Below are 24,472 nucleotides of genomic sequence, written 5' to 3' on the forward strand. Positions count from 1 at the left end.
TTATCCTTGTAATGGTTCGAGCAAGCCGCGTCGCACAGATTCATTCAAGGCTTGAGCTTGTCTCAGCAGCCTATCTTCATAAATATGAATTAATGCCTGCAATTCTTCACGTTCAAAATCAGTAATTGTACCGGATTGTTGGTTTTCTAGTAATTCACTCAATCGTTGTTCTTGGACTGGTTGCAGCCGGAGTTGAGTTAAAGCGATTACTTCCCTATCGGACAATGCTGATACTGGTTTAGCAGTTGGTAAGAGAAAATTTTCCAGAGTTTCTACTAAAATTTCACTGACGCTGCGGTGGCATTGCTGCGCTAGTAATTCTGCTTGATGATAGACTTCATCGGACAAGTTTAGGGTGATTTGGGCAGTCATAGGTGGGATGCTATGAAATGAATATCTATACTATGCCATATTTTACTTGCTGGCAGTCTTTATATATGAGTTAGGTAATATTCCAGTTGATTGATTTTTTTATTTTTTAACCGCTGATGTAGGCGCTTCGCCTTCTTATTTGGTTTTTAATATATAGCCTTTCTCAAAAAAATGAGGTATGACTGACAGCTTACAAAACTTCCCCGGCTAAGAGGGCCCAAGCCCAACAACGTACCTCATCTTTGTTATAACTGCTATAAATTGGGAATTTTTAACCGCAGAGGGCGCAGAGAACGCAGAGTTAGAGAAGAGAGAGGTTCATCATTTAGGCTACTATTTTTGACCGAATACGTAAAAAGTGGTGATATCGTTCCAAATTCCTTGCTGGGTTTGCAATGCTTCGATTTCTGCTTCAAATTCTGCTTTGGCTTGCGCTAATTGCTGGGTTGAAAGTGTTGATAATGGGGGTGGATATTGTCCGGGGGCGGGATGGGAATTGCCAGCCCACATTGCTTTTGCTTTTTCCACAGTTATATAGCTACCGTCTTGCTCAATCTTAATTTCTATTTCTTTAAATCCGGCTTGTGCGAGCAGGTTTCGACATTTTTCAACAGTGCCTGTGGGTTTGCTCATGTTGAAGGAAATGCCGTATTTTTCCGCTACTTTTTGCGTCACAACTCCGCCGACAAATGCGGTGTCGGCGAAGGCATGAATGCCGATGATTCCTCCTGGTTTGAGAAATCTGTGCCAATGCCTGAGGGCGACGTGCAGATCCGACATCCAAATGAAGGCAGAAGAGCAAAAAAGGCGTGAAGCGAAGCTATCCCGTAGGGAATCGCAAGTATTACCCGGAAATTCAAGATTTTCGGCATCCGCCAGCACAAATTCTGTATTGTTGAGATTTAATTTTTGAGCTTTGTTTCTGGCTACATCCAGCATTCCAGGCGAAATATCTACGCCAATAACTCGACCTTCAGATCCTACAATTTGAGCGGCTGCGATCGCCACATGACCTGTTCCCGTTGCAATGTCTAAAACCTGCTGACCATAACTAACTCGCCCGTATTCTACCAGACGGCGAGCAATTTGTAAATGCCAATCGCTATTGTCATAGGTTTGACTTCTGCGGGTGTACAAATCTGCGATTTCTTGCTTGTATTTGTCTAACATTGCGATCGCCTATAGCCTTTCTCAAAAAGATGAGGTATGAATGACAGCTCATATAACTACTAAACTCAGAGGGCCCAAGCCCAACAACATACCTCATTTTTCTGATAACCGCCTACTTAACTTCAATCATTTCGCAAAGCTGCGATCGGATCTAAGCGCGCCGCATTCCGAGCAGGCAACACTCCAGCCAATAAGCCCACAGTAAAGGATAGTCCAAAACCGGCTGCGATCGACCATACTGAAATTACAAAGGGAAAACTAAATGCTGTCGCAGCCCCAAAGGCGATCGCAATTCCCAAGCCAATACCCGCCGTACCGCCCACCGTCGAAACTAAAACTGATTCAGCCATGAATTGAATCAAAATAGCTGCATTAGTAGCACCTACCGCTTTCCGAATCCCGATTTCCTTAGTGCGCTCCACAACTGACACCAACATAATATTAGCAATACCAATGCCGCCAACTACCAGCGAAATTCCGGCGATCGCTACTACCATCACCGTAAACAAACCTACCACATTGCTGAAAGTATTCACAATATCAACTTGATTGATTACTCGAAAATCATCCGGTTGTGGCGGATAAAGATTGTGGCGCAAACGCATGATATTTTCAACTTGAAATTGAGCATCAGCCAAATCCGATTCCCCCGTAGTTTGCAACCAAAAACCAGAGATCGCAATTCCAGCCAAAGAATTTCTACCCACAATCCGAGCCGACATATTTTTGAGGGGAATATACACGCGATCGTCCTGATCTGTACCCCCTACCGACCCCTTGGGTTCCATCACTCCAATGACTTTGTAACGCCCTCCCTGAATGCGAATATCAGCCGATAGTGCATTAGCACCGACTCCAAAAAGGTCGTCTCGCACCTTAGAACCGAGAACAACAACTGGTTCAGCAGCATTCAATTCATCCTCATTAAAAAACCGTCCTGCTTGAGGTTGAATGTTTTTGACATCGGGATAATTTAAATCAGTTCCTAATATAGAAGTAAATGAATTTTGCCCGCCATAAACAACTTGCACTTGGCGCTGCAAAAACGCCGAAATTGCCTTAACAGCGGGAGCTTGTTTGCCGATCGCCCTAGCGTCATCCCATGTCACAGTAGAAGCAGAACCACCACCCTGACTAACACCGCCCGATCGCGAAGCACCGGATAAAACCAGTAAAACATTAGTCCCCAAAGCCTTCAACTGTTCCTCAGTAGACTTCTGTACCCCCTGCCCCACCGAAGTAATCGCAATTACCGAAGATATGCCAATAATCACACCCAGCATCGTTAAACTGGTACGCAATTTATTATTCCATAGCGCCTCAGTCGCCATGAATACAATTTGAACGTTCGAGATTTTGTTAATAACTGGGGGAGTCTTTAATTTCATTTGGTAATGGGTAATAGCTAATTGGTGAGGATTAAGATTTTTTTTAACCGCAGAGAGCGCAGAGAGCGCAGAGGGAGAGAAGAGAGATAGGTAATAGCTAATTGGTGAGGATTAAGATTTTTTTAACCGCAGAGAGCGCAGAGAGCGCAGAGGGAGAGAAGAAAGAGCTCGATCTTAATTTTTCTCATTAACGCAAGCGACTGCCACCACCTGGCTGCAAACCTGGAATTCCACCCGACGATGGATTTTGAGATTTCGGCCGCAAGCCAGGGGGGAAACTAATAAACACTTTTTCATTTCCTTTCAAGCCCGATCGCACTTCCGTCTTATCATCAACCGTCATCCCCGTCTTAATCGGCACAAACAAAGGCTTTCCATCCTCACCACCAGTCACAAACACTCCCGTTTCCTTTTTTTGACGAACAATGGCCGCAGTCGGCACAACTAAAACATCCTTCAACTCACCCGCCTTAAACTCGACATTCACATTCATGCCCGATCGCAATAGTTTTTTAGCATCATCAAGAATTGAAGCTTTTACCTCAAAACTGGTAACATTTTGCTGGACAATTGACTGAGGTGAAATTTGATTAACTTTCCCAGTAAAAGTCTTTCCCGTATAAGCATCAGCTTGAATAGACGCATTTTGCCCGAGGCGGATTTGGGAAATATTACTTTCTGCCACATTTGCCACTACTTGATTTTTGGAAGCGAGAGACAAAATCGAAGAAGAAGTCGCCGAAGAAACCGAACTACCAGCCGTTGTCGGAGTCACAAAAGCCCCCGGATCGGCATATTTGCGAGTAACAATACCGCTAAAAGGAGCGCGAATTCTCGTATCGTTAATTAAGGCTTGGACTGTTTGGAGACTACCTTTGGCGGAGAGAACTTGAGCACGGGCGATCGCAATTTCTTCTGGGCGAGCACCAGCTTCAATTAATGCCAAAGCTTGCTGTTTTTGCTCCACTGCGGCCTCAGAAGCGGCGATATCTTCCGATCGCGCCCCCGATCGCACTCCGGCCAAAGCTTGCCGTTTTTGCTCAACAGCCGCCCGCCCCGCAGCGATATCTTCGGGCCGAGCACCAGCCTGAATTAGCGCCAAAGCTTGCTGTTTTTGGTCAACGGCGGCCCGCGCAGCAGCAATCTCTTCCGGGCGCGAACCCTGGCGCAACAAAGCCAAAGCTTGTTGGGCTTGTCTGACTTGAGTTTGAGCGCGATCGCGCGCTGTGCGAGAATTATTTAATATTTGAAGTGCGATCGCCCCATCTGTGTAGAGTTCCTGATTGCGTTGAAAGTCTTCTTCTGCTTGCTGTTTGGCATATTCCGCATCCCTGAGTTTAGCTTCAGCTTGGGCAATATCTTCGGGGCGATTGCCCTTAAGCAATTTTTGGAGAGTGGCTTGTTGTTCCGCTAATTGTGCCTTTGCTGCTGCAATATCCTGACTGCGATTCCCGTTGAGCAATTTTTGGAGAGTTGCTTGTTGTTCGATTACTTGGGCTTGGGCGACAGCAATATCCTGAGTTCGATTACCGTTGAGCAATTTTTCGAGACTGGCTTGTTGTTCAGCTAATTGCGCCTTGGCTGCGGCAATATCTTCAGCCCGATTACCGTTGAGTAATTTTTGCAAATTGGCTTCGGCGGAGGCGAGTTGTCCGCGATTTTGGGTCAATTGCCCTTGAAGGTTGGAGTCATCCATTTGGGCGAGAATTTGCCCTGTTTTAACGGTGTCTCCTTCCTTGACGAGTAAACTTTTGAGCACTCCTGAAGTTTTGGGGCTGACGTTAACGCTCCTTTCGGGTACTATTGTGCCATTTGCTGAAATTGCGATCGGCAAATTCACCCTTTCTACAGCAACGGTTTTTTCCTTGCGTCTGCTTTCACGTTTCGATTTGACTGCGAGTTGGCTGTAAGCTGTATAGCCGACTCCGGCGATTAGGGAGGCAGCGAGGAGTCCGCTTAACCAGGGAGTCAGCCCTTTTTTAATCTGAAACTGCTTTAGGAAGTACATATAAGTTAGACCGATCGGGCGTCTGCTTCATTTTGACCGATCGGGAACCGAAAAGGTTCAATTTAAGTGGGATTTGAGTGCGATCGGATTTTTGCGGTTTTTTGAATGCTGGCGGGCGATCGACTTTAGCTGACAAAATCGATCTCCAGCACGGCAGAAAACCAGTTCAGCAAAATGCGCGATAATCAAGGAAGATAGTTTAATCTCGCATATCCTAATCCTTGGTTTGGAATCGGTTTTCTCGGTTCTGGAATAGCGGTGGTAGTCTGGACAGAACGTCAAAACAATGTAATCCGAATCATTTCAGCGCAAACAGCTAACCGTCATGAGCAGAAACGATTTGAACAGTACCTCTGGTACTAACTGGGAAGCCTTAGAATCAAGATCGGAAGAGAATATCGACTACTCAGATATTCCACCGCTGACAGATGAATTTTTTGAACGATCGACTTTACGTATTCCAGCAGATAAAGCTGACAATTTAGTTCATATCGATCCAGGCGTGAAGCAGTGGTTTCAGTTTCAATACTCACAGTATAAAGCTCTAATTAATAGGGTTTTACGCCAATATATAGATAACAATAAAACCCAACACTCAGGCAAACGTAAATAATAGAACTTTAGATGAGGTGTTTATGAGTGAAGACAATAATCAAGAGCAAATAAAACAGCAGTCCACGATCGGCGGTTCCATTAAGAAAGACAAAAATTTCCGAAATTGGTGGATCGAAATTATTTCATTGATAGGAATGGGTTATCTGATATTTAGCCTAATTAGCCCAATATACTTTGAAGAAAAACGACAACCTCGAAAGATAGAAGCTCCTGATATTATACTTATTGCTCTTGTCTTTTTCTTCAACTCTGGATTACTTGACAGATTAGAGGATTTTGGTGTTTCTAAGGATGGCGGCGTTACAGCTAAATTTCAGCAACTAAAGCAAGAAGTCAATCAGCAGAAAAAACAAATTGATGAGCTTCAAGCGCAACAATTAGAACAACTAGAAAAACAACAAAAAAGTTTAGAAGAAACGCAAGCTTTTATGTATAATTTCTTGCTTGGGGATAAGGATTATGAAAAAATTGACCAGCTTGACAGGCATTCTGAAACAAAGACTAATTATGACTTTTATGTTTCAGAGCGAGTTGGTGATGAGTTAAGGCGTTTACGAGATTTGAAATTGATCGCGATGAAATCTGGTTATATCAGTGATATAGTTCGAGCGAGTGATTATGGAAAACGATCGATCAATTTGACCAAATATCTTGATGTTACAGATTTAGGCAAAAAATTTTTGGTGACACGTGAAACGTTACAATCTAAAAATCAACAAGAAATGAAAAAGCCTGAGAAAAATCCAAAAGTTGAATAAGACACTTCTTTCGATTGTTGTGTCAGGATAAAAACCCAGTTGGAGCGAACTCGCATATTTGGTTGGTAGGGAGGAATATGAATTAATTTGAAATTTATGAGTTTCCGAAATCAAGAGTTGCCACATTTGATGTGAGAAAACTTAGCCGAAAAAAGCATCATATAATTGCACTCTTGTAAATTGATGTAACAGCAGCCAAAGCAAAAATGAAAGACCAGCTTAAATCAGGCAGAGATATAGGTTTAACTGCTTGGCTACTTAAATTTATTGGCACGACAGCAGTTGATAGTTGACAGTTTGAGATCTGCTTTGTAGTGAGGACTTTAGTCCTTGACCGCTTCGGACTAAAGTCCTCACTACAAACTTTTTTCTAACAAACAGCAGCCACACCCAATTCCTGAATCGCCGCCTCCGGGCCCACCAAAGAAATATACGGTTCGATGAAGTATTTATGAGCAGCTTCCCTAGCTTCCGCAGTTGTAACTGCCGCAATTTCTGCTTGAAACTGCTCGTCAAATTTAATTCCCAATTCCAGGATTTCGTACCAACCTAAAACTTGGGCAATTTGCGAATTAGTTTGTTTTCCTAAAGCATATTGACCGAGCATTTTATTCTTACAAGCTTGCAATTCTTCTTCGCTTAGTTGGGTGTTGGCGAGTCGATCGACTTCTGTACGCAATCCTTCAAAAGCAGTCACCGTATTTTCGGGTGCTGTACCCATGTACGCTACAAACTGAGCCGTGTCCAGGCGCGTCGCGTAGAGTGCGGAAACATCGTAAGCTAAGCCCCGCTTTTCCCGCAATTCCACAAACAACCGACTCGACAAACCGTTACCCAAATAGGTATTCAGTAACTTAATCGCTGCATAGTCGGGATTTTTGACCGAGGGCGCGAGGTAGCCCAGCATAATCACTGATTGCTGGGTATCTTGCGCCTTAGCCACGGATTTCGGGGAGGCTGTGAGGGGGGGGATGGTTAAAGTTGGGAGGGGTGTTAAAGGCGCTTTCCAGTCACCAAATGTACGATCGACCAGGGCGATCGCATCTTCGGTAGATATTCTGCCGGCTACCGAAATAACCACGTTGTCGGGACGGAAATAGGTTTTGTGGAACTGTTCGAGCTCGTTTCTGGTGAGCTTTGACATCGTAGCTTCTGTGCCCAAGGTGGAGAAAGCATAGGGATGTTCCTGATACATGGCGTGTCGCAATTGCTCGAAGGCGATCGCAAATGGTTGTTCTTGTTGCGATCGAATTGCCGATATCGCAATGCGGCGTTCGAGTTCGACTTCAGATTCGGGGAAAGTGGGCGATCGCAGCAATTCCCCCGCCAACTCCAAAATGTCCTGAAAATCGGCTGTTACCGTCTTCAAACTCACTAAAAAGTAATCGGTAGTCGAGTCCGTACTCAACCTCGCTCCTACCGATTCTACACGTTCGGCAATTTCTAGCGAAGACAGGCGATCGGTTCCCTTAGTCATTACCGCCGACAGCAAGTGACACAATCCTGCTTGTTCCGGCTGTACGCAGCGGCTGCCGGCGCGCAGGAATATCCTAGCTGCAATAATATCTGCTGCTGGATTTTCTGATGCTAAGACAACCATACCGTTGTCTAAAACCGTGCGCTGAATTTCATTTTTCATCATTAATTTAGTTGGTAATGGGAATCGGGAATGCGTAATATCATGTCCGGTAGATTGACCGCAATAACTAAGGTTTGTAGTGCGGACTTTAGTCCGCTCTTATGCGGACTAAAGTCCGCACTACGAACCGTTTTTGTTATAGTAATTTACCGGACACGATCTAATTAGGAAAAAGGTAATTGATAATTACTCGATCGCCATTTTGCTATTTTCCATTTGCATTTTGTATGCTGTCAGACCAAACAGAGCTGAAGGCACGATTATACTAAATGTAACAAAATCTATCCCGTAGGGTGCGGGCCAAACAGAGAAAACACCGGACAAACCAAGATTTATCCGGTACCAAAGATATTGATATTAACTCCCTTAGCCATCAGACTGGTTTGATCGCTACAGCCGCGTAGCGTCGGGGTGAGAGATATTGTTGAGCTAGGCGCTGGAGATCTGATGGCTTAAATGACTGAATCCTGGTAGGATAGCTGAGCGCTAATTCGGCAGTCGCGATCGTACTGTAATATCCGTAAAGACCCGCTAACTGTCCCGGCGTTTCGAGGGAAAAAGCAAAGTCGTTGCACAGCAAACGCTTGCAGCGCATCAGTTCTGCCTCCGAAACCGGCTCGGATTGCAATTCCCAAAGCCGATCGCAAATTCGAGATTCCACCTCTTCTAGATGCTTGGCTTCCAAGACAGCACTAATCGTAAACAAACTCGATTCCTGCTGTAGCGAAAAAGAGCTTTCGATCGCCTGTACCAATTGTAATTCTTCCCGCAGTTCCCGGACTAAACGCGAACTCCGCCCATCTGCGAGCAACACAGAGATCAAATCCAAGCCGCAAGCACTTTGCAAGTGTTCAACTCCCGGCCCAGTCCACGCCATCATCAGTCGCGCTTGTTCCAATCGGGGAAGACAGAGTTCCTGACGGCGAATTTCTACTAACGGCGGTTCGGCTTCGGCGACATATTTAGGACAATCCCACCTGTCAGAAAACCGATCGAATGCTTTGGCTGTGATATCTCTGGCTTCTTCTTCCTCAATTCCCCCGACTATCACCACAGTCATATTTTCCGGCTGATAGTGCGATCGATGAAAACACCGCATTTCGTCGGGAGTTCGCGACATCAGCAACTCTTCCGTACCGAGTACCGATCGCCTGTAGGGATGTCGCTGGTAGACTGTTTCCATCATCGCTTGGAAACCCAGCCAATCTGGATCGTCTTGAGCTTGGCGGATTTCTTCAAGCACCACATCTCGTTCGCGATCGAATTCCGCATCCGGGATAGAAGCACGCAGCAGCAATTCTGCCAGCGGCTGCGCCGTTTCTGCTAGATAATCTGCCCCTGCGTTGACGTAAAAATGGGCGTAGTCGTGACTTGTAGCTGCATTAGCGACACCGCCGCGATTTTCAATTACTTGGTCAAATTCTCCAGGGGCGATCGCATCCGTCCCTTTAAATATCATGTGTTCTAGAAAATGAGCCATTCCCGACCAAGAATCCGGCTCCTTCGTAGCGCCAGCCTTCACCCACACGTCTAGCGCAACCACAGGTGTGGCCGAAATCCGCTGGTGAATGACTGTTAACCCATTGTGCAGCTTCCAGACCTTGGCTGGGAACTCTAAAGCAGTGAGCAGTTGAGACAAGCTAGTTATTCTTAAACTTCAGTTAACTTCGGCTTCAACTATAGTAGCGCTTTACTGATGTGCGATCGGAATTAATTGATACAAAAGTCAGTTGTCAGTTGTCTGTGGGCTGTTGTCTGTGGGTTGTGGTCATTCAGCAAGTAATTTTTGCTTTTTTTTAAACAACCTTGAGCCTTAATTTATTACCATTTTTTCGTTCAAAAGTCAATAGGTTGCGCGGGATATTAATGAATCAGTCGGGAGAAAGAGGGAGTTATCAGAATATTTCCATAAATTAAAAGATGTAAGAACACAAAAGACATCGAGAGGAGAAACGACAGATGGTAGCTACCCTTGAAGATACCAAGCGCCAAGCGATCGGCATGAAATTAGCAGACATGAAAGCACTGCAAAACCTGCTGATTGCAAACGAGCAATTGTTCATCAATTCCTGCAACGACTCCGAACTGTGCGATCGCTTCCGGGATATGCTGGAGGACGATCGCAAAAACCTAGGCGTTTTAGAAACCGTAATCATTCAATACGGCGTTCAATCCGAACCTAAAGAAACCTTCACAAAAATGATCGAAGAAGTTCAGAAACTAATGGAAGGTTCTGAACTCACCCTGTTTGAAAAAGTATCCCAGCACGAACTGCTCAAACACAAACAAACAATGGCCGGCTTGTTAGTTCACAAAGCCGCTCAAGTAGTGGGTGCAGACATCGAAGCTGCCATTGTTCCCCTCAACACAGTTAACTTTGAAAACCGCGCCCACCAAGAGCAACTCAAAGGAGTTATGGAAATCTTGGGAGTGCGCGAACTTACCGGAAAAGACCCCGATCAAGGCGTTTGGGCCCGCGTCCAAGATGCGATGGCGGCCATGAGTGGTATTATCGGCGGTGCAGTTACTCGCACCAAAGAAGAGATGAACATTACCGAAATCATCTCCATGGATCACCGCAAAGTCGATACCATATTCATGGAAATCGAAAAAACCGACGATCCTCAAAAACTGCAAGAATTCTTCGGTCAACTTTACAAAGACTTAAGCGTTCATGCAGAAGCCGAAGAACAAATTGTGTATCCCGCAGTTCGCAGCTACTACAGCGATACCCAAGAACTGTACGACGAGCAAGCAGCAATGAAGCAGATGCTCGCCCAAATCAAGGCTCTCAACCCCAGTTCTTCTGATTTCAAAGCTCAAATCCAACAGCTCAAAAAAGCGGTTCAGGATCACGTTAAGGAAGAAGAAAACGATATGTTCCCTCAAATTCGCCGCAACCTCAGCGAAGCACAAATGGAACAAATGGCTACTCAATTCAAAGAAGCCAAGAGCACTATCCAGCAAGAAATGGCTGGCATTAGCTAATTGAGCAGCGAGCTAATTTCAATTCTAGCTAAAGCTAGAAAACAGCTAAACTGCAACCTATCAATCCTGCCACCAAGATGGCGGGATTACTATTTTAAAAAGCAGGAAAAAAGAAATATGAGGACTAAAGTCCTCAGTACAAACTTAAAAACAAGGTTTGTAGTGAGGACTTTAGTCCTTCTTAAAAACAAGGTTTGTAGTAAGGAATTTAGTCCTTCCTAAGCATTAACTACAGATCCGCCGTTGGGATGCAAAATTTTACCTGTGATATAAATAAAGGTTTTGTGGCGGCGGGGAATCCTTCTTTTTGCCGATCGCAGTCTACTATAGCAATCCTAAATCATTTGTGTAATTCTTGTAGGGGCAATCCGACCCCTACTCCCCGTGGTTGCCCAATCTCAGAGGGCGGGCACTCTTGGCACCGCCCCTACATATCTGTATTAATCATTTAGGATTGCTATACTAAAGACAGTTTGTGCGATCGGCACAAAAGTAAACTGCACCCCAAAACAATGTTTGACGTGCAGTTTAAACTAGCTAATTACTAATAGTTGAGTTTCAAACTAGAAACCCAACTTCAGATTAGAACACTTGGATTGGAGCAGGAGCAGCCAACAGCCAATCCTCAGACTTATCTTGTGTAGTTGCAAAAGTCAGCGAACTTGCTGTTTTCAAGGCTTCAAGATCGTCAAAGTTGGTAACAACTCCACTCGATGCGACGAATTCAGCGATACTGCTGGCTGTCACTGTAGCATCGGCACTGCCACCGTTAGTCAAAGGATCGTTGCTAACTGTAGCATCCATATCCGTACCGCCGGTCACTAGATCCAAGCTAGAAGCAGTTCTTGCTGGAGTCGCTACTGGCGCCGAAGGCGTAGTATTTGGGCCCGGCACGTTAAAGGTAACAGGATTAGGCCCTGTCCGGATCGGGAACGGGTTGGGAACGTTCGGATCGTCGAAAACTTCCAAAACCGAGTAAGTGGCCGGGATCAAATTCGGGAATAGAGCAATCCCTTGTGCGTTCGTTCTCACCAAAGGCTCAGTAGCGGCATCGTAACGATTGTTCCGGTTCAAATCCAAAGTAAATGGAACATTAGCCAGACGAGGTTCGGTTCCGTCTTGTACGCCGTTGCGGTTGTCGTCTCGGAATTTGGGAACTAACAAATCATAGCGGCGAGAGTTACCAATCAAAGCGCAAGTAAAGGTTTGATTGGGGCCCAAAACGATATTGAGCGGTTGAGTCGTCTGGAAGAAACCAGGAGGAGGTACTTCTCGCAGGTTGTAAGTACCGGGACGCAAATTTCTGAAAGCAAAAGTACCAAACTGATCGCTAGTGGTAGTTGCTTCCCCTGCATCCAGGGCACCGTTGTTATTGGTATCGAGAAAAACAGTAACGCCGCTAATCGCCGGTTCGTTTCCGTCTCGGTAGCCATTCAAGTTAAAGTCCTCGAATTTGCAACCAGTGATGTTGCTATTGGGCGTGTTTGCAAAAGTAACGTTAGCGTCCTGAAGGTTGAGAGTTACCGGAACACCAGCAGTTGTCGAAGGCGAAAAACCAGCCGGTACGACTTCCCGCACCGTGTAATTGCCCGGTTGCAAGTTGGTAAATGCTCCTCTTCCTTGAGCATTCGTCTGTATTTGTTGTTCTCCGGCGTCAGGAGTGCCATTATTGTTGGTGTCTAGGAAGACAGTGACACCGCTAATTGGTGCTTCACCCTGAATAGGCTCGAAGCGACCGTTTCCGTTCAGGTCATTGTATTTGAATACAGTGATGTTAGGTAGAGTGTTTCCCACACCAGAATTACTTCCATTCCCAGTATTAGCTCCCACAGGAGTAAAGATAACTGCTGGTGAGGGGTTAGTCGCTGGGAAAGGTAAAGGGGTGTTGGCAAAAATCGGCCGCTCGCCTGTGGCGGCGATCGATCTTTCCCCAGCCTGTTGAACGCCGTCGCGGTTGGTATCTACGAATTTAGGGTCGTTTGGTTTCAGTGTATAGGTTGAATCTGTTACTAAGATCGGTTGCTCTCTGCTGATCGTACCCTGGAACCGTGCTTGCGGGCCTGGTGCCGAAACCAGAGCGGGGTTAGGAGTAGTTGCCACTGGAGCATTGAGGTTGCCTGGGACACCGCCACCGGGGAGTGTCGCTGGAAAAATTTCCAAGACAGAGTAATTGGCAGCTCTCAAATCCCTGAAGGTAGCAACTCCGTTTACATCGGTGATAGCGATGGGTTCTGAGGCTTGATCCCAGCGACCGTTCCCGTTCAAATCTAAAATGAAGGGTACGTTAGCAATGGGGGGTTCAAAAACTCCATTGACCACATTTCGCGTGCCACTGCGGTCATTGTCCCGAAATTTGTTAATTTCAATTTGATAAAGAGGAGTGTCGCCAACTTGAGCGCAGGCAAAGGTTTGACCGGGGGCTACCGTTACGTCCAGTACAGGGATGTTGTTGGGTGGGGTGCTTTGGGGGAAATCTCTTTCTAGGGGTTCTCCGTTGATACCGTTGACTCGTTCTTCCCGAACTCTGTATGTTCCAGGTGTTACATTAAACGACCACCCACCATTTTTGTCTGTTAATGTGTTAAGTTCCCCTGCATCTAATCGGCCGTTGGGGACGCTGCCGTTGCTGCCATCAAGATATATCCTGACATTTTTAATCCCCGGTTCATTCCCGTCTCGAAAGCCGTCGGCATCTATGTCTAAGTATTTGCATCCAACAATCCGGCTACCCACAAGCTGGGTGTTGCCAAAGAAAACGTTGGTGTTTGTGTTTCCAACAGTGACAGCGAGGGGATTCGGAGTCGTGGTACGGAAACCAGCCGGTACTGTTGTTTCTGTGACTACGTAGTTGCCGGGAACCAGATTTATGAACGAGAACCCTCCGTTAGCGTCTGTAAGGACGGAGACATCGCCTGTATCTAATCGGCCGTTGCTGCCGATCGCAGGTTCGAGGAGAATGGGGATATTTGCCAGACCTGGTTCATTTGCCTGTCTGATCCCATCCGCGTTCAAGTCATTGAACTTGATACCTAAAATTGCCGGGCCTGTATTCCCAACCTGTAATTGCTGGGCAATCCGCTCTTCGCTAGTTAAATTTGCCATGATTTCTCTCCTTCACACCTAAATCCACGTAAATTACAGACTACTGTATGGGTTTGTCAATAGCTGAGTAGTTTTTGCTAGTCGCTGACAATTGCCACTCGATTTTACATACGTCTGTGCTTGAGGTAATGTTCCCCATCTCACATAACAATGCCTCAAGCTTTGTCGCTGGCCAGTATATCAGGTTTTGAAGAGCCCTGGCAATTTGAGGGCAACATCTTTAAGATTTGCACGCCTTCTCTCTCCGTACATACTTGCTGGTTTGAGCTCTAAAAAGGACTTGATTGAGTGCTTGCCCCGATCGCAAGTCGGGCGGCATTGTTCGGGTTTGTCAGGGTTTGCTGTCAAGATGCGATCGCAGGCTCTGGGATTGCCTCTTCACAACAAGCTCTTCACAACAAGCTTTAGACCGATCGAGCTACCGCACTGGATATGATTTGCTTTGCCTGAAAATATGCCGATCGGGGTTAGGGGAACTGTCTGATAGTTTCTGACTTACGCTCAATTCTACAGCCTCTGAAATATTCCACCCAATATACAACAAGCCAGCTTCGGGGTTCCCGGAACTTATGCTTGAGTCTTGGACGCTGCCAAGAATAGGGTATCACGCGATCGCCCTTTAACCTCTTCTTGATTTTTATTTGCAGTTTGGCATTCCGGGCGATTAATCACCCGATAGCTGCGCCCCGCGTCCTCGATCGAAACCTCCATCACCCACCCGAACGAGTTTCGAGATTCCAATTAATTAATTCATTTCTATTGACAAACCCGCCGATTTGTGTACTAGGTTCCCAAAGTGGATTCTGTTGCCCAAAGTTAGGAAGATTGCCTAAATTCGCGACAGGTCGATCGAGCAAAAGATCGCTAATTTGATAATTATCGCGACTCGCGATCGCCAGCGAGGTATCCGCCCCCATATTGCCGGCAGGTTCGCCCCCATAGCCAGCATCCGTCAGCGGGTCGCCTTTCAAGGATGTAGCCAATCGACTTTCAGCCTCTCCAGTCAACAAATCGATACTGCTAGCCCGAACATCTGCGGAGACAACTACCAGGGCAGGCGGAGTTGTTTGAATGAAACCGGGTGGCGGAACTTCCCGAATGATGTAACCACCTACCGGAACATTGCGGAAACTGTAATTGCCCTGACTGTCGCTAAAAGCACTGGCTTCGCCCGGATCTAAACGGCTGTTGTTATTGAGGTCAATGTAAATTTGGGTATTGGCGATCGGCGGTTCCCCGGGGTCTAGGCGACCGTTGGCGTTAAAATCGTTAAATTTGACACCGCTAATCGTACCAGTTACCAACACGTTACCAAAGCTGAGATTGGTGGCATTTGTGCCGTTACCCACAGTAATCGGAGTCGGATTTGGCGTAGTTTGTCGGAAACCGGGCTGCGGGACTTCTCTCACCGAATAAATGCCTTGGGGCAAGTTGATAAAAGAGAAATTACCTTGGGGATTTGTTAAAGTCGAAGGTTCGTTGGGATCTCGGGCGTTGTTGTTGTTGGTGTCGAGGTAAATCGGCCAGTTGGCAACTCTCGGTTCCGTTGGTTCGTTGACACCGTTAGCGTTGAGGTCGTTGAACTTAAAGCCGCTGATGCTGCCGGTGGGGAAATTGTTGCCAAAATTGACCCCGACAGCGTTAGTATTGCCCGTAATGTCGATCGACCCTGGATTTGGCGTAGTCTGAATCCATCCCGGTTGCTGAACTTCCCTCACCAAATAGCGGCCCGGCGAAACATTGCCAAAAGTGTAATTTCCTTCCGGGTTGGTGATGGTATTGGGCTCTCCCGGATCAAACCTGTTGTTGGCGTTTAGATCGAGGTAAATTTGCCAGTTAACCAGAGGCGGATCTGTCGCGTCTCGGACACTGTTGGCATTGAGGTCATTGTATTTGAGACCGCTGATGCTGCCGACAAAAAACACATTACCAAAATTGACGTTGCCGATCGCGGCGTTGGAAGTAACGTTAATCGGGCCCGGGTCAGGCGTGGTTTGGCGAAAACCCGGTTGCTGGACTTCTCTGACCAAATATGTATTTGCCGGAATATTGACAAAAGCGTAATTCCCTTGAAGGTTTGTAATAGTAGAAGGTTCGCCACCGTCTAGCCGATTGTTGCGGTTGAGGTCGAGGTAAATCTGCCAGTTAGCTAGGGGCGGTTCCCCCGGATCGAGGCGGCCGTTGCTGTTGATGTCGTTGAATTTTGTACCTGCGATCGTCCCAGCGTTGAAATTATTGCCAAAATTAATATTGCTAGCATTTGTCCCGCTGGTTATTGTTATGGGTGCGGGATTCGGGGTAGTTTGGCGAAAGTTCGGCTGCTGGACTTCTCTAACTTGATAAGTCCCCGGTGGCAGGTTGGCAAAAATGTAGTTGCCTTGGGCGTTGGTGAGGGTAGAAGGTTCACCGCCATCGATCCGGTTGTTGTTGTTGAGATCGAGGTAGATTTGCCAGTTGGGAATTGGCACATCACCGCCGTCGGGCCGTCCGTTGGCGTTGAAGTCGTTGTATTTGTTGCCGCTGATGCTGCCGACTTGGAAGTTGCCGATGTTGACATTGCCGATGTCTATTTGGCTAGCGGTTCTGGTAGGGTTACTGGATTCGGTCATGGTGTTGGTGTGGCCCAATGAACGCGGTTTAATCTTTGCTCTACGGCAATCTAGCAGTTTTTTTTGCCAATTGCAGCTATTTTAGGGGATTAATTTTTTTTATCAAAGGGAAGGACTGGGAATCAAAAATGCCCGATGCCCGATGCCCTCTTTGCCCGATGCCCAATTTTTTCCAGATTTGATGTACGATCGCTACCAAGTTTTGCAGAGGTCAAATTTTCCATGTCCCGAAACCTGATAGGAAACTGGAATAAAGCCCGCGAAGTTCCGAGTTTACTCCTCGGCTTGAGTTTGTGCGGTTTTTCGGCACTGGGTGCGATCGCCTCTACTCCTGCTAATGCACAGCTACCCGCCTCCGAACCAGGTAATAATAACAGCCCGATCGCCCAAACAGGTGCGATCGTCCGCCCCGCGATCAAAATCGGCAGTCGAGGCTCAGATGTTACCGAACTCCAAGCTGCTCTTAAATTATTGGGATTTTATAACGGCGAGGTAGACGGGATTTTCTCGCAAAGCACCGCTAAAGCTGTGTCTCAGTTTCAGGAAGCAGCAGGCATCGCCCCAGACGGCATAGTCGGTCAAAATACTTGGAACCGGCTGTTTCCAGCGACTCCGAACGCTAGTGTTGAAAACCCGATCGCCAACGCTCCTGCAACCCCCGAAAACACAGAGATTAACCCCCAACCGCAGCCGACAAATTTTCCTGTTTTGAGAAGACGAATGCGGGGGCCGGCAGTCAGAGAGTTGCAAGAGCGACTGAGGGCTAAGGGATTTTTGCGTGTCAGTGCTGACGGCGTGTTCGGGCGCGAAACTGAAGTTGCTGTCAAGGCTGCTCAACGAAAATATCAACTACCAGCAGACGGCATTGTCGGCCGCGCTACTTGGGAAGCCCTGCTGCGTTGAGAGCAAATAAGTCTTGCCGGATATGCACATTGCGCTATCGGGCGATCGTACAAATTGTTAATAATTGCCTTGGGAATTATTTCGGCGCATCAAAAACTGTTAACTTTGGTAAACAAAGTATTCTTAGGCGGGGAGTTGATGTTAGTTTAAATACATGAGGGGCAGAAACCAAGCAGCACAAAAAACTTGGATAAAAAATTTGAATTAGAGTGTTTGTCCCGCTCGGCTCTGGTTCGCAGGCAACGCCTGAATCGTGTAGTTTATTAGCAGATAAAAGTAAGGTTGATATTGCGCTCGGAATTTGTGAAATAGCTTGAGGCGATTTGAGAAATCGAAAGTTATCAAGTTAGAATTGCGATCGCACAATCAAACACAGAAGTCTGAATAGGCTCCGCTAATAGCTAGCTCGCTCGCAGAGCAGTTGCCAAAAAGTTCACCTTAGTAGTAGTTGTTTGCTGAATTTCAGCAGAGCTAAAAACCCACTTGAATCAATTGAAATTACAAATGTTTTAGGGTCTGGCATCCGATATGCTAGGCCCTAAAATTTTTGATGTCGTGGTTTTTGAAGGTTAATATTCAACAGAGCAGACGGCGGTTGAAACCGCGCCTACACAGACAAAACCCGGATGGTGCGCGGGTTGAAGATCGGGCAGTTGAAACCGCGTTACTTTCTTGATTCCGCGGAGGCGGAATTCGTTTGTGTAGACGCGGTTTCAACCGCCGTCCGATCTTGATTCCGCGGAGGCGGAATTCGTTTGTGTAGACGCGGTTTCAACCGCCGTCCGATCTTGATTCATTTAATATCTTCAATCCGAGCATTCAAACCATTATCTGTGAGAATTTGTAGCAATTCTTCAGCTTTTTCGCGTTCTTGAAAAACACCGGCTTGAATCACCGATCGCCCGTTAGTAAAAGTCCGAAAAGCATCGGGTACCAAGGATAGCATTTTTTGTCGATCGCCCGAACTCTCGGCATCCACCACAACTCGATACCGGAAACCCAAAGCAGAAGCTCGATCGAGCCTCGGCGAATTTTCGGAATCGGGCACAGAATTCCCCCCTAAACCAGCAGGTACAAAGCCACCCCTTCCTAGAGGAATGTTGCGGCCCGGAACCGGCAATTTACCCTCGGAAGTAACCGCACTCGAACTATCAAAATTGGGCGGAATCATTGGTTGCTGTACCGAACTTTCTCGAACGGATCTAGCATCTGGATCGGGTACAGGAATTGCGATCGCGCCTGTTCCTTCAGCAGAATCGGCGTTTCTCGGAGGAAGCAGAGGCCGCAACTGGGTGCTGGCGGGTGCCGGTCGCCTCGAAACTGGCGCGGGTGGGGCAATTGGCGCTCTTTCAACCCTGGGAGTTAATCGCCCGGGAGTGTAAGCAGGGAGAGAAGTTTCTGGGCCGCCGATACTCGAAGGTCGATCGACCCTTAGCTGCAAAGCAGTTGCCGCAATGGGTGGAGGCGGGCTAAAAGTTCCCGCCACATCAACCGATCCCGTTGTCCGATTGCTCAACAATTGATTGCCATAAGCTGGGATGACTTGACCTTTTGCCGCATTGTTGATGTCGTACTGGCCGTTATTGCGAATCACATTCCCCCCCGGTTCCGCCGAAGTTCCCAAATCCGGCAGAGCTCTGGATATCGCCACAATTCCATCTCGGCGGTTGCTTTCGATATAATTGTTGCGAAGTATCGGTCTGGCATCAGCTTGCACCACCACACCGTCTTTATTCCGAGTAATTTTGTTGCCGATTAACAAAGGCGAAGCGTTCTGGGCGACATTCACCCCAAATCCAGTGTCTTCAAACACATTATCTCGAACTTCCGGGCGAGACTCCCCAAAAATCGTAATCCCGTTAGCTCCATTTTTTGAGAAAAAATTCCCGCCAATCGTCGGCCTTCCAGTACCAACTACCGAAATGCCATCGTGAGTGCTACCTGAAAAAGTATTGTTAACAACCGTCGGAGAACTCGATTCGATCCACAAAGCGTAACCGCGATAGTTGGTATTTGTTACCGTCACCCCGCTGAGTCCGGCCCCGTCTGCGCCTAAAATCGCGATATTTTGACCAGCCGAAGTCGGACTGATAAACTCTCCTCCGCCTTTGATGACAATATTTTGGCCGCGAGTGTTGGGATTTCCTTGAACAGTCACGCTGGGCTTGAGCATTAATGGAAATTTTTCGCCGCTTTGAGCGCTGTAAGTACCGGGCGCTAGTAAAATCGCGGTTTTCGGCGGGGCGACGCTGAGGGCGTAGGTGAGGGTTTTGAACGGCGCTCCATCGCTGCCATTACCTGCCGTGTCGCTGCCACCGCTGGAACTGACGTAGAGTATGTTAATGTCGCTCTCTGGCGCTTGGGAAAGTAGCTGCACGGAGCCGGTCTCGGTGGCGATCGCCGAGGATTGAGGGTGGCAAAAAGCTGTGCTGGCAAAGACGAGCAGCAGGCAAGAACTTAAACTCTTGCTTGCTCCTCGACTTTTTTGGCACTTGCTCTGTTGGGAATTTAGGATCATCAGCAAATTGGGTAGAAACCCCGTCGTTGACGACGGCTTTACAGGAGCGGGCGCAAGCCCGCCAGTATCCGCTGTGGATAGTTCTAATAGTCTCACAACATCCTCGTTGCTCTTTTAGTGGTTTCGCTATATAATGAAAGAATAGCGAAACCAAAGACTATGTACTTAACTCAGAAAAACCAAATCCGCGATCTTAGCAAGACCGAATTCTTGGCGATCAGAGAGTTGTGTAGATTGAGTAAGAACCTCTACAATGTTGGTCTTTACACTGTTCGACAATACTACTTTCAAGAACATAAGCACTTGCGCTATGAGTCTGCCTACCATCTGTGCAAAGACAATGAGAACTATCAAATTCTCAATACTGACATTGCACAGCAAACATTGAAGGTAGTAGACAGGACGTTTCGCAGCTTCTATGGATTGATTAAGGCGGTTCGATATGGAACATTTCAACAAAAGGTGAGACTTCCTCACTACTTGCCCAAAGAAGGCTATTTTGTGTTGATAATCCCGCGAATCAAAGTTAAAGATGGTTCGTTCAAAGTGCCGATGTCTCCAGCCTTTAAGAAGGAATTTGGTGAGATTGTAATTAACTTTCCCGAACGTCTTGACCCAGCCAAAATTAAGGAAGTGAGAATTCACCCAAAATATGATGCTCGATTCTTTGAGGTCGAGTATATCTGCTCGATAGGTGAAATCGAAGCTGTAGAAACAGTCAAGGGTAGTGCTTTGGCGATTGATTTCGGGCTTAGTAATTTGGCTACTTGTGTTGACACCAATGGGGCATCCTTTATCGTGGATGGTCGCAAACTTAAATCTATTAACCAGTGGTTCAACAAAGAGAATGCCAGACTGCAATCTATTAAAGACTTGCAGGGAATTAAGAAACTTACTGAACGTCAATCGAGATTGTACATCAACCGCAGTAGTCAAGTTAGAGACTATTTGAATAAGGCGGCAAGACTTATTGTTGACCATTGCATCAATACCAAAATTGAACGCATGATAGTAGGCTTTAATATTGGAATGAAAGATGGCATCAATATTGGTAGTCGGAATAATCAAAACTTTGTCCAAATCCCTTTGTATTCTTTGAGAAATAAACTTAAATTTCTCTGTGAGCGATACGGGTTGATCTACCAAGAGCAAGAGGAATCCTACACCAGTAAGGCGAGTGCTTTGGATGGTGATTATATGCCTATTTACAATGCCGACAAACCAGCTACCTACCAGTTCTCTGGTAAGCGGGTGAAGCGTGGATTGTATAGAAGCAAGGAAGGACATTTGATTAATTCAGATACTAATGGTGCTGCAAATATTGGACGTAAAAGTAAGCAGAATGGTTTTACCGGACTGTGTAGAGGCTGTTTGGCACAGCCCTTAAGAATCAAGGTCTACTGAGGCTTTGCCGTCTTGAGAATCCTCTTGCCTTCAGGCAGAGAAGTGTCAAAAAAAAACACAATTTATCTTGGAGCCAAATTTCCCATCCCGTGTTTAGTGTCGGGTTTGGGCGATCGCAATTTAATTTCACCCACCTGCTGGGGTTTTCTGCTGTTAAAGTTTTGTTTTGTCCTGCTAACCTCACGGCTCTCCTCCCAAGTGTGGTAGGCAGCTTAACGATTCCACTTCGATCGAGTTTGATCTATTATGCTTTGTTTTCTTGAAATTCTATAAAACTTAAAAATTTGTCAAATTTAGAGCGGTTGATGCCAGAATTAGGTCGATCGCCTTCACCACAATCTTGAGGGCATGGGAGAATGTAGCAGTTTGACTGCTAGCACTTAGTTTAATCAAGGTGGTTCTGAATGACCGAGAAACAAAACAGAACTTTACCGGCACAGCCAGCCCTCTGCCGGATTTTAGATGCAAATCTAGATCGATCGCGCGAAGGGTTGAGAATTATTGAAGAATGGTGCAGGTTTGGTCTCAACAGCGCCGATTTAGCTGGCGAGTGCAAGCAACTGCGCCAGGAATTGGCTTTTTGGCACACCCCAGAATTACGCAGCGCTAGGGATACGCCGGCAGATCCGGGTACGGAGTTGACTCACCCGCAGGAAGAACAGCGTGGCAGCATTCAGCAGCTACTGGCAGCGAATTTTTGTCGGGTGGAGGAAGCTTTGCGGGTACTGGAAGAGTACGGCAAAGTTTACGATCGGAATATGGGCGCGGCTTTTAAGCAGATGCGCTATCGGGTTTATACTCTTGAAAGCAATTTGCTGGCTTATCGGCGCTACCAACAGTTACTTCGATCGCAGTTATACCTTGTAACCTCCCCCAAATACAACTTTTTAACAATCGTGGAAGCTGCTTTGCAAGGCGGAGTGACGTTGGTGCAGTACCGCGACAAAGCCTCAGACGACGGAGTAAAGCTGGCGAATGTGCGGCAGCTTTGCGAACTTTGTCACCGCTACGATGCTTTGTTGATTGTGAACGATCGCGTGGATTTGGCGATCGCTGCGGATGCCGACGGCGTACACTTAGGACAGCAAGATTTGCCTGTAGCCGAAGCGCGCAAGTTGCTCGGCCCGGGACGCATCATCGGTAGTTCCACGACGAATGGCGAAGAAATGCAGCGAGCTATTGATGCGGGAGCAGATTATATTGGAGTCGGGCCAGTTTACGAAACTCCGACGAAGGCAAACAAGCCGGCGACGGGTTTGGACTACGTGCGGTATGCTGCTAGTAAGTCGCCTGTTCCTTGGTTTGCGATCGGCGGAATTGACATCAACAACCTCGATGAAGTGTTGAATGCCGGAGCTCAAAGAGTTGCCACAGTGCGATCGATTATGGATGCAGAACAGCCTACTTTAGTCACGCAATTTTTCATCTCACAGTTGATTCGGATGCAGAATTTGAAAGCCCAGAAAGCTTTGCAGGCGAAAACCTAGGTTGATGGGCGATTTAGCGGGCGGGTTGAGTATACCGATATTCAACCCGCGGAGGCGGGTTTTGTCTGTGTAGAAGCGGTTTCAACCGCCGATTGTTCTTATCTCAAGCGTATTGAAATATAATTTTTGTACAAAACCCGCCCTGAAACTGATAATATTTGAGTAATGACAAATCAAATTGCGCTGCAAGTTAACGGAGAAAATCGCAATTGTGCGATCGACACACCATTACCAAAATTACTAGAACAATTAGGATTAAACCCGCGCTTAGTAGCTGTGGAGTACAACGGCGAAATCCTGCACAAACAATTTTGGGAAACCACAAAGATACAACAGGGCGACATCCTAGAAGTTGTGACAATTGTCGGAGGAGGCTAACCGGTACGTAGTTGGGCTTCAGCCCTCTTCGAGGTACGTAGTTGGGCTTCAGCCCTCTTCGAGGTACGTAGTTGGGCTTCAGCCCTCTTCGAGGTACGTAGTTGGGCTTCAGCCCTCTTCGAGGTACGTAGTTGGGCTTCAGCCCTCTTTCGACTTGTAAAAAAAAGCAAATTACTAGCCTAACAACCCCATTTCTGGCTACGTACCTGAATTTGGAGGGCTGAAGCCCAACAACGTACCTGAATTTGGAGGGCTGAAGCCCAACAACGTACCTAATTTGGAGGGCTGAAGCCCAACAACGTACCTAATTTTGGAGGGCTCTATATGAATTCCCAGGCAAAACCCAGGAAGGCATAAAATTAAACCGCGACAGCTTCAGGTGCAACCACAGGATAAATGCTCACTTTCTTGCGAGTCTTACCCTTTCTTTCAAAAGTCACCACACCATCAACCAAAGCAAACAAAGTATCATCTCTGCCGATACCAACATTGTTACCGGGGTGAACTTTCGTGCCGCGTTGACGGATCAAAATGTTGCCAGCTTTGACAACTTGACCGCCGTACTTTTTGACACCCAGACGCTGAGAATTAGAATCGCGTCCGTTACGTGTACTGCCTGTACCCTTCTTATGGGCCATAATGTCCTCAACTTTATTTACTATTGTTTATTCTGATTCAATTTCGCCGGTTTGGGGAGTTTCAACAACTGCTTGAGTTAAATCTCTCGCTGCCAAAACAACACCGTTGACGCTGATAGAGTCAATCATAAAGCGAGTTGTTTCTTGACGGTGCCCTTTTTTCTTCCGAGTTTTCTTTTTCGGCTTCATCTTGTAGACGAGGACTTTGCGGCCCCGGAAATGCCGCAGCACAGTTCCTTCTACAGTGGCATTTTCTACTAGAGGCTGGCCGATATGAACGTCGTCTTCGTGCTGGATCAGAAATACTTTGTCTATGGTGACTTTGGATTCAGCTTCGACGTGAAGCAGTTCGATGTCGTAGAAGCGGCCTGGTTCTACCCGAAATTGTTTGCCGCCGGTTTCAATGATTGCGTAAGTCATGGGATGGTTGTTGAGATTGCCGTACAGGTAGCTGAGTTGACAGTTGACAGTTGACAGTTGACAGTTGTCAATTGT

At 46.8% G+C, this 24,472-nt stretch carries 18 protein-coding genes; 7 read left to right on the plus strand and 11 right to left on the minus strand.

The features are described 5' to 3' along the window. The 4 genes from QZW82_RS03225 to QZW82_RS03240 form a co-directional block, all read right to left on the minus strand. Complete coding sequence (locus QZW82_RS03225; RefSeq protein WP_293144475.1) at positions 1 to 372, minus strand: hypothetical protein; 372 nt, start codon at positions 370 to 372, stop codon at positions 1 to 3. Between the two features lie 333 nt (positions 373 to 705). Then, positions 706 to 1,542, minus strand: a complete 837-nt coding sequence (locus tag QZW82_RS03230) for a methyltransferase domain-containing protein (protein ID WP_293144478.1) — start codon at positions 1,540 to 1,542, stop codon at positions 706 to 708. Positions 1,543 to 1,664: 122 nt separating this feature from the next. Beyond that, a complete protein-coding gene (locus QZW82_RS03235) occupies positions 1,665 to 2,930 on the minus strand; it encodes an ABC transporter permease (RefSeq protein ID WP_293144481.1) in 1,266 nt (421 codons plus the stop codon). Between the two features lie 187 nt (positions 2,931 to 3,117). Next, positions 3,118 to 4,938: an efflux RND transporter periplasmic adaptor subunit gene (locus QZW82_RS03240; RefSeq protein ID WP_293144484.1), complete on the minus strand. Its 1,821-nt coding sequence runs from the start codon at positions 4,936 to 4,938 to the stop codon at positions 3,118 to 3,120. Between the two features lie 325 nt (positions 4,939 to 5,263). On the opposite strand from QZW82_RS03240, the gene QZW82_RS03245 reads away from it, so the two are divergent. Continuing rightward, positions 5,264 to 5,551: a hypothetical protein gene (locus QZW82_RS03245; protein WP_293144487.1), complete on the plus strand. Its 288-nt coding sequence runs from the start codon at positions 5,264 to 5,266 to the stop codon at positions 5,549 to 5,551. 22 nt (positions 5,552 to 5,573) lie between these two features. Next, a complete protein-coding gene (locus tag QZW82_RS03250; protein ID WP_293144490.1) occupies positions 5,574 to 6,311 on the plus strand; it encodes a hypothetical protein in 738 nt (245 codons plus the stop codon). A gap of 370 nt (positions 6,312 to 6,681) precedes the next feature. On the opposite strand, the gene QZW82_RS03255 is transcribed toward QZW82_RS03250, so the two are convergent. Both QZW82_RS03255 and QZW82_RS03260 read right to left on the minus strand, forming a co-directional pair. Next, positions 6,682 to 7,950 carry a pitrilysin family protein gene (locus QZW82_RS03255; protein ID WP_293144602.1) on the minus strand — a complete coding sequence of 423 codons (1,269 nt, stop codon included), beginning with the start codon at positions 7,948 to 7,950 and terminating at the stop codon, positions 6,682 to 6,684. Positions 7,951 to 8,323: 373 nt separating this feature from the next. Next, positions 8,324 to 9,589 (minus strand): pitrilysin family protein, encoded by a 1,266-nt coding sequence (locus QZW82_RS03260; protein ID WP_293144493.1) that lies wholly within the window; start codon positions 9,587 to 9,589, stop codon positions 8,324 to 8,326. Between the two features lie 320 nt (positions 9,590 to 9,909). Between QZW82_RS03260 and QZW82_RS03265 the strand changes: the two genes are divergently transcribed. After that, positions 9,910 to 10,938 (plus strand): hemerythrin domain-containing protein, encoded by a 1,029-nt coding sequence (locus tag QZW82_RS03265; RefSeq protein ID WP_293144496.1) that lies wholly within the window; start codon positions 9,910 to 9,912, stop codon positions 10,936 to 10,938. Positions 10,939 to 11,520: 582 nt separating this feature from the next. Here QZW82_RS03265 and QZW82_RS03270 read toward each other — a convergent pair. Beyond that, positions 11,521 to 14,040: an SdrD B-like domain-containing protein gene (locus QZW82_RS03270; protein ID WP_293144499.1), complete on the minus strand. Its 2,520-nt coding sequence runs from the start codon at positions 14,038 to 14,040 to the stop codon at positions 11,521 to 11,523. A gap of 710 nt (positions 14,041 to 14,750) precedes the next feature. Next, positions 14,751 to 16,649 carry an SdrD B-like domain-containing protein gene (locus QZW82_RS03275; protein WP_293144502.1) on the minus strand — a complete coding sequence of 633 codons (1,899 nt, stop codon included), beginning with the start codon at positions 16,647 to 16,649 and terminating at the stop codon, positions 14,751 to 14,753. Between the two features lie 135 nt (positions 16,650 to 16,784). Here QZW82_RS03275 and QZW82_RS03280 point away from each other — a divergent pair, with 135 nt between their 5' ends. After that, a complete protein-coding gene (locus QZW82_RS03280; RefSeq protein WP_293144505.1) occupies positions 16,785 to 17,552 on the plus strand; it encodes a peptidoglycan-binding protein in 768 nt (255 codons plus the stop codon). A 793-nt stretch (positions 17,553 to 18,345) separates the two neighbouring features. On the opposite strand, the gene QZW82_RS03285 is transcribed toward QZW82_RS03280, so the two are convergent. Then, on the minus strand, positions 18,346 to 20,166 hold the full coding sequence (locus QZW82_RS03285; protein WP_293144508.1) for a DUF1565 domain-containing protein: 1,821 nt from the start codon (positions 20,164 to 20,166) through the stop codon (positions 18,346 to 18,348). A 63-nt stretch (positions 20,167 to 20,229) separates the two neighbouring features. Here QZW82_RS03285 and QZW82_RS03290 point away from each other — a divergent pair, with 63 nt between their 5' ends. From QZW82_RS03290 to thiS, 3 genes are all read left to right on the plus strand, one after another. Beyond that, positions 20,230 to 21,474 (plus strand): transposase, encoded by a 1,245-nt coding sequence (locus QZW82_RS03290; RefSeq protein ID WP_293144511.1) that lies wholly within the window; start codon positions 20,230 to 20,232, stop codon positions 21,472 to 21,474. Positions 21,475 to 21,878: 404 nt separating this feature from the next. Continuing rightward, complete coding sequence (locus tag QZW82_RS03295; protein WP_293144514.1) at positions 21,879 to 22,961, plus strand: thiamine phosphate synthase; 1,083 nt, start codon at positions 21,879 to 21,881, stop codon at positions 22,959 to 22,961. A 165-nt stretch (positions 22,962 to 23,126) separates the two neighbouring features. Continuing rightward, positions 23,127 to 23,339 carry a sulfur carrier protein ThiS gene (thiS, locus tag QZW82_RS03300; protein ID WP_293144517.1) on the plus strand — a complete coding sequence of 71 codons (213 nt, stop codon included), beginning with the start codon at positions 23,127 to 23,129 and terminating at the stop codon, positions 23,337 to 23,339. A gap of 359 nt (positions 23,340 to 23,698) precedes the next feature. Here thiS and rpmA read toward each other — a convergent pair whose 3' ends face one another. Further along, the gene (rpmA, locus tag QZW82_RS03305) at positions 23,699 to 23,977 is read right to left on the minus strand and encodes a 50S ribosomal protein L27 (protein WP_293144521.1); all 279 of its coding nucleotides are present in this window, start codon (positions 23,975 to 23,977) and stop codon (positions 23,699 to 23,701) included. A 27-nt stretch (positions 23,978 to 24,004) separates the two neighbouring features. Continuing rightward, a complete protein-coding gene (gene rplU, locus QZW82_RS03310) occupies positions 24,005 to 24,397 on the minus strand; it encodes a 50S ribosomal protein L21 (protein ID WP_293144524.1) in 393 nt (130 codons plus the stop codon). Between the last annotated feature and the right edge of the window lie 75 nt (positions 24,398 to 24,472).

It is taken from the genome of Microcoleus sp. bin48.metabat.b7b8b9.023 (assembly GCF_013299185.1).
In the GTDB taxonomy this organism is placed as follows: Bacteria; Cyanobacteriota; Cyanobacteriia; order Cyanobacteriales; family Microcoleaceae; genus Microcoleus.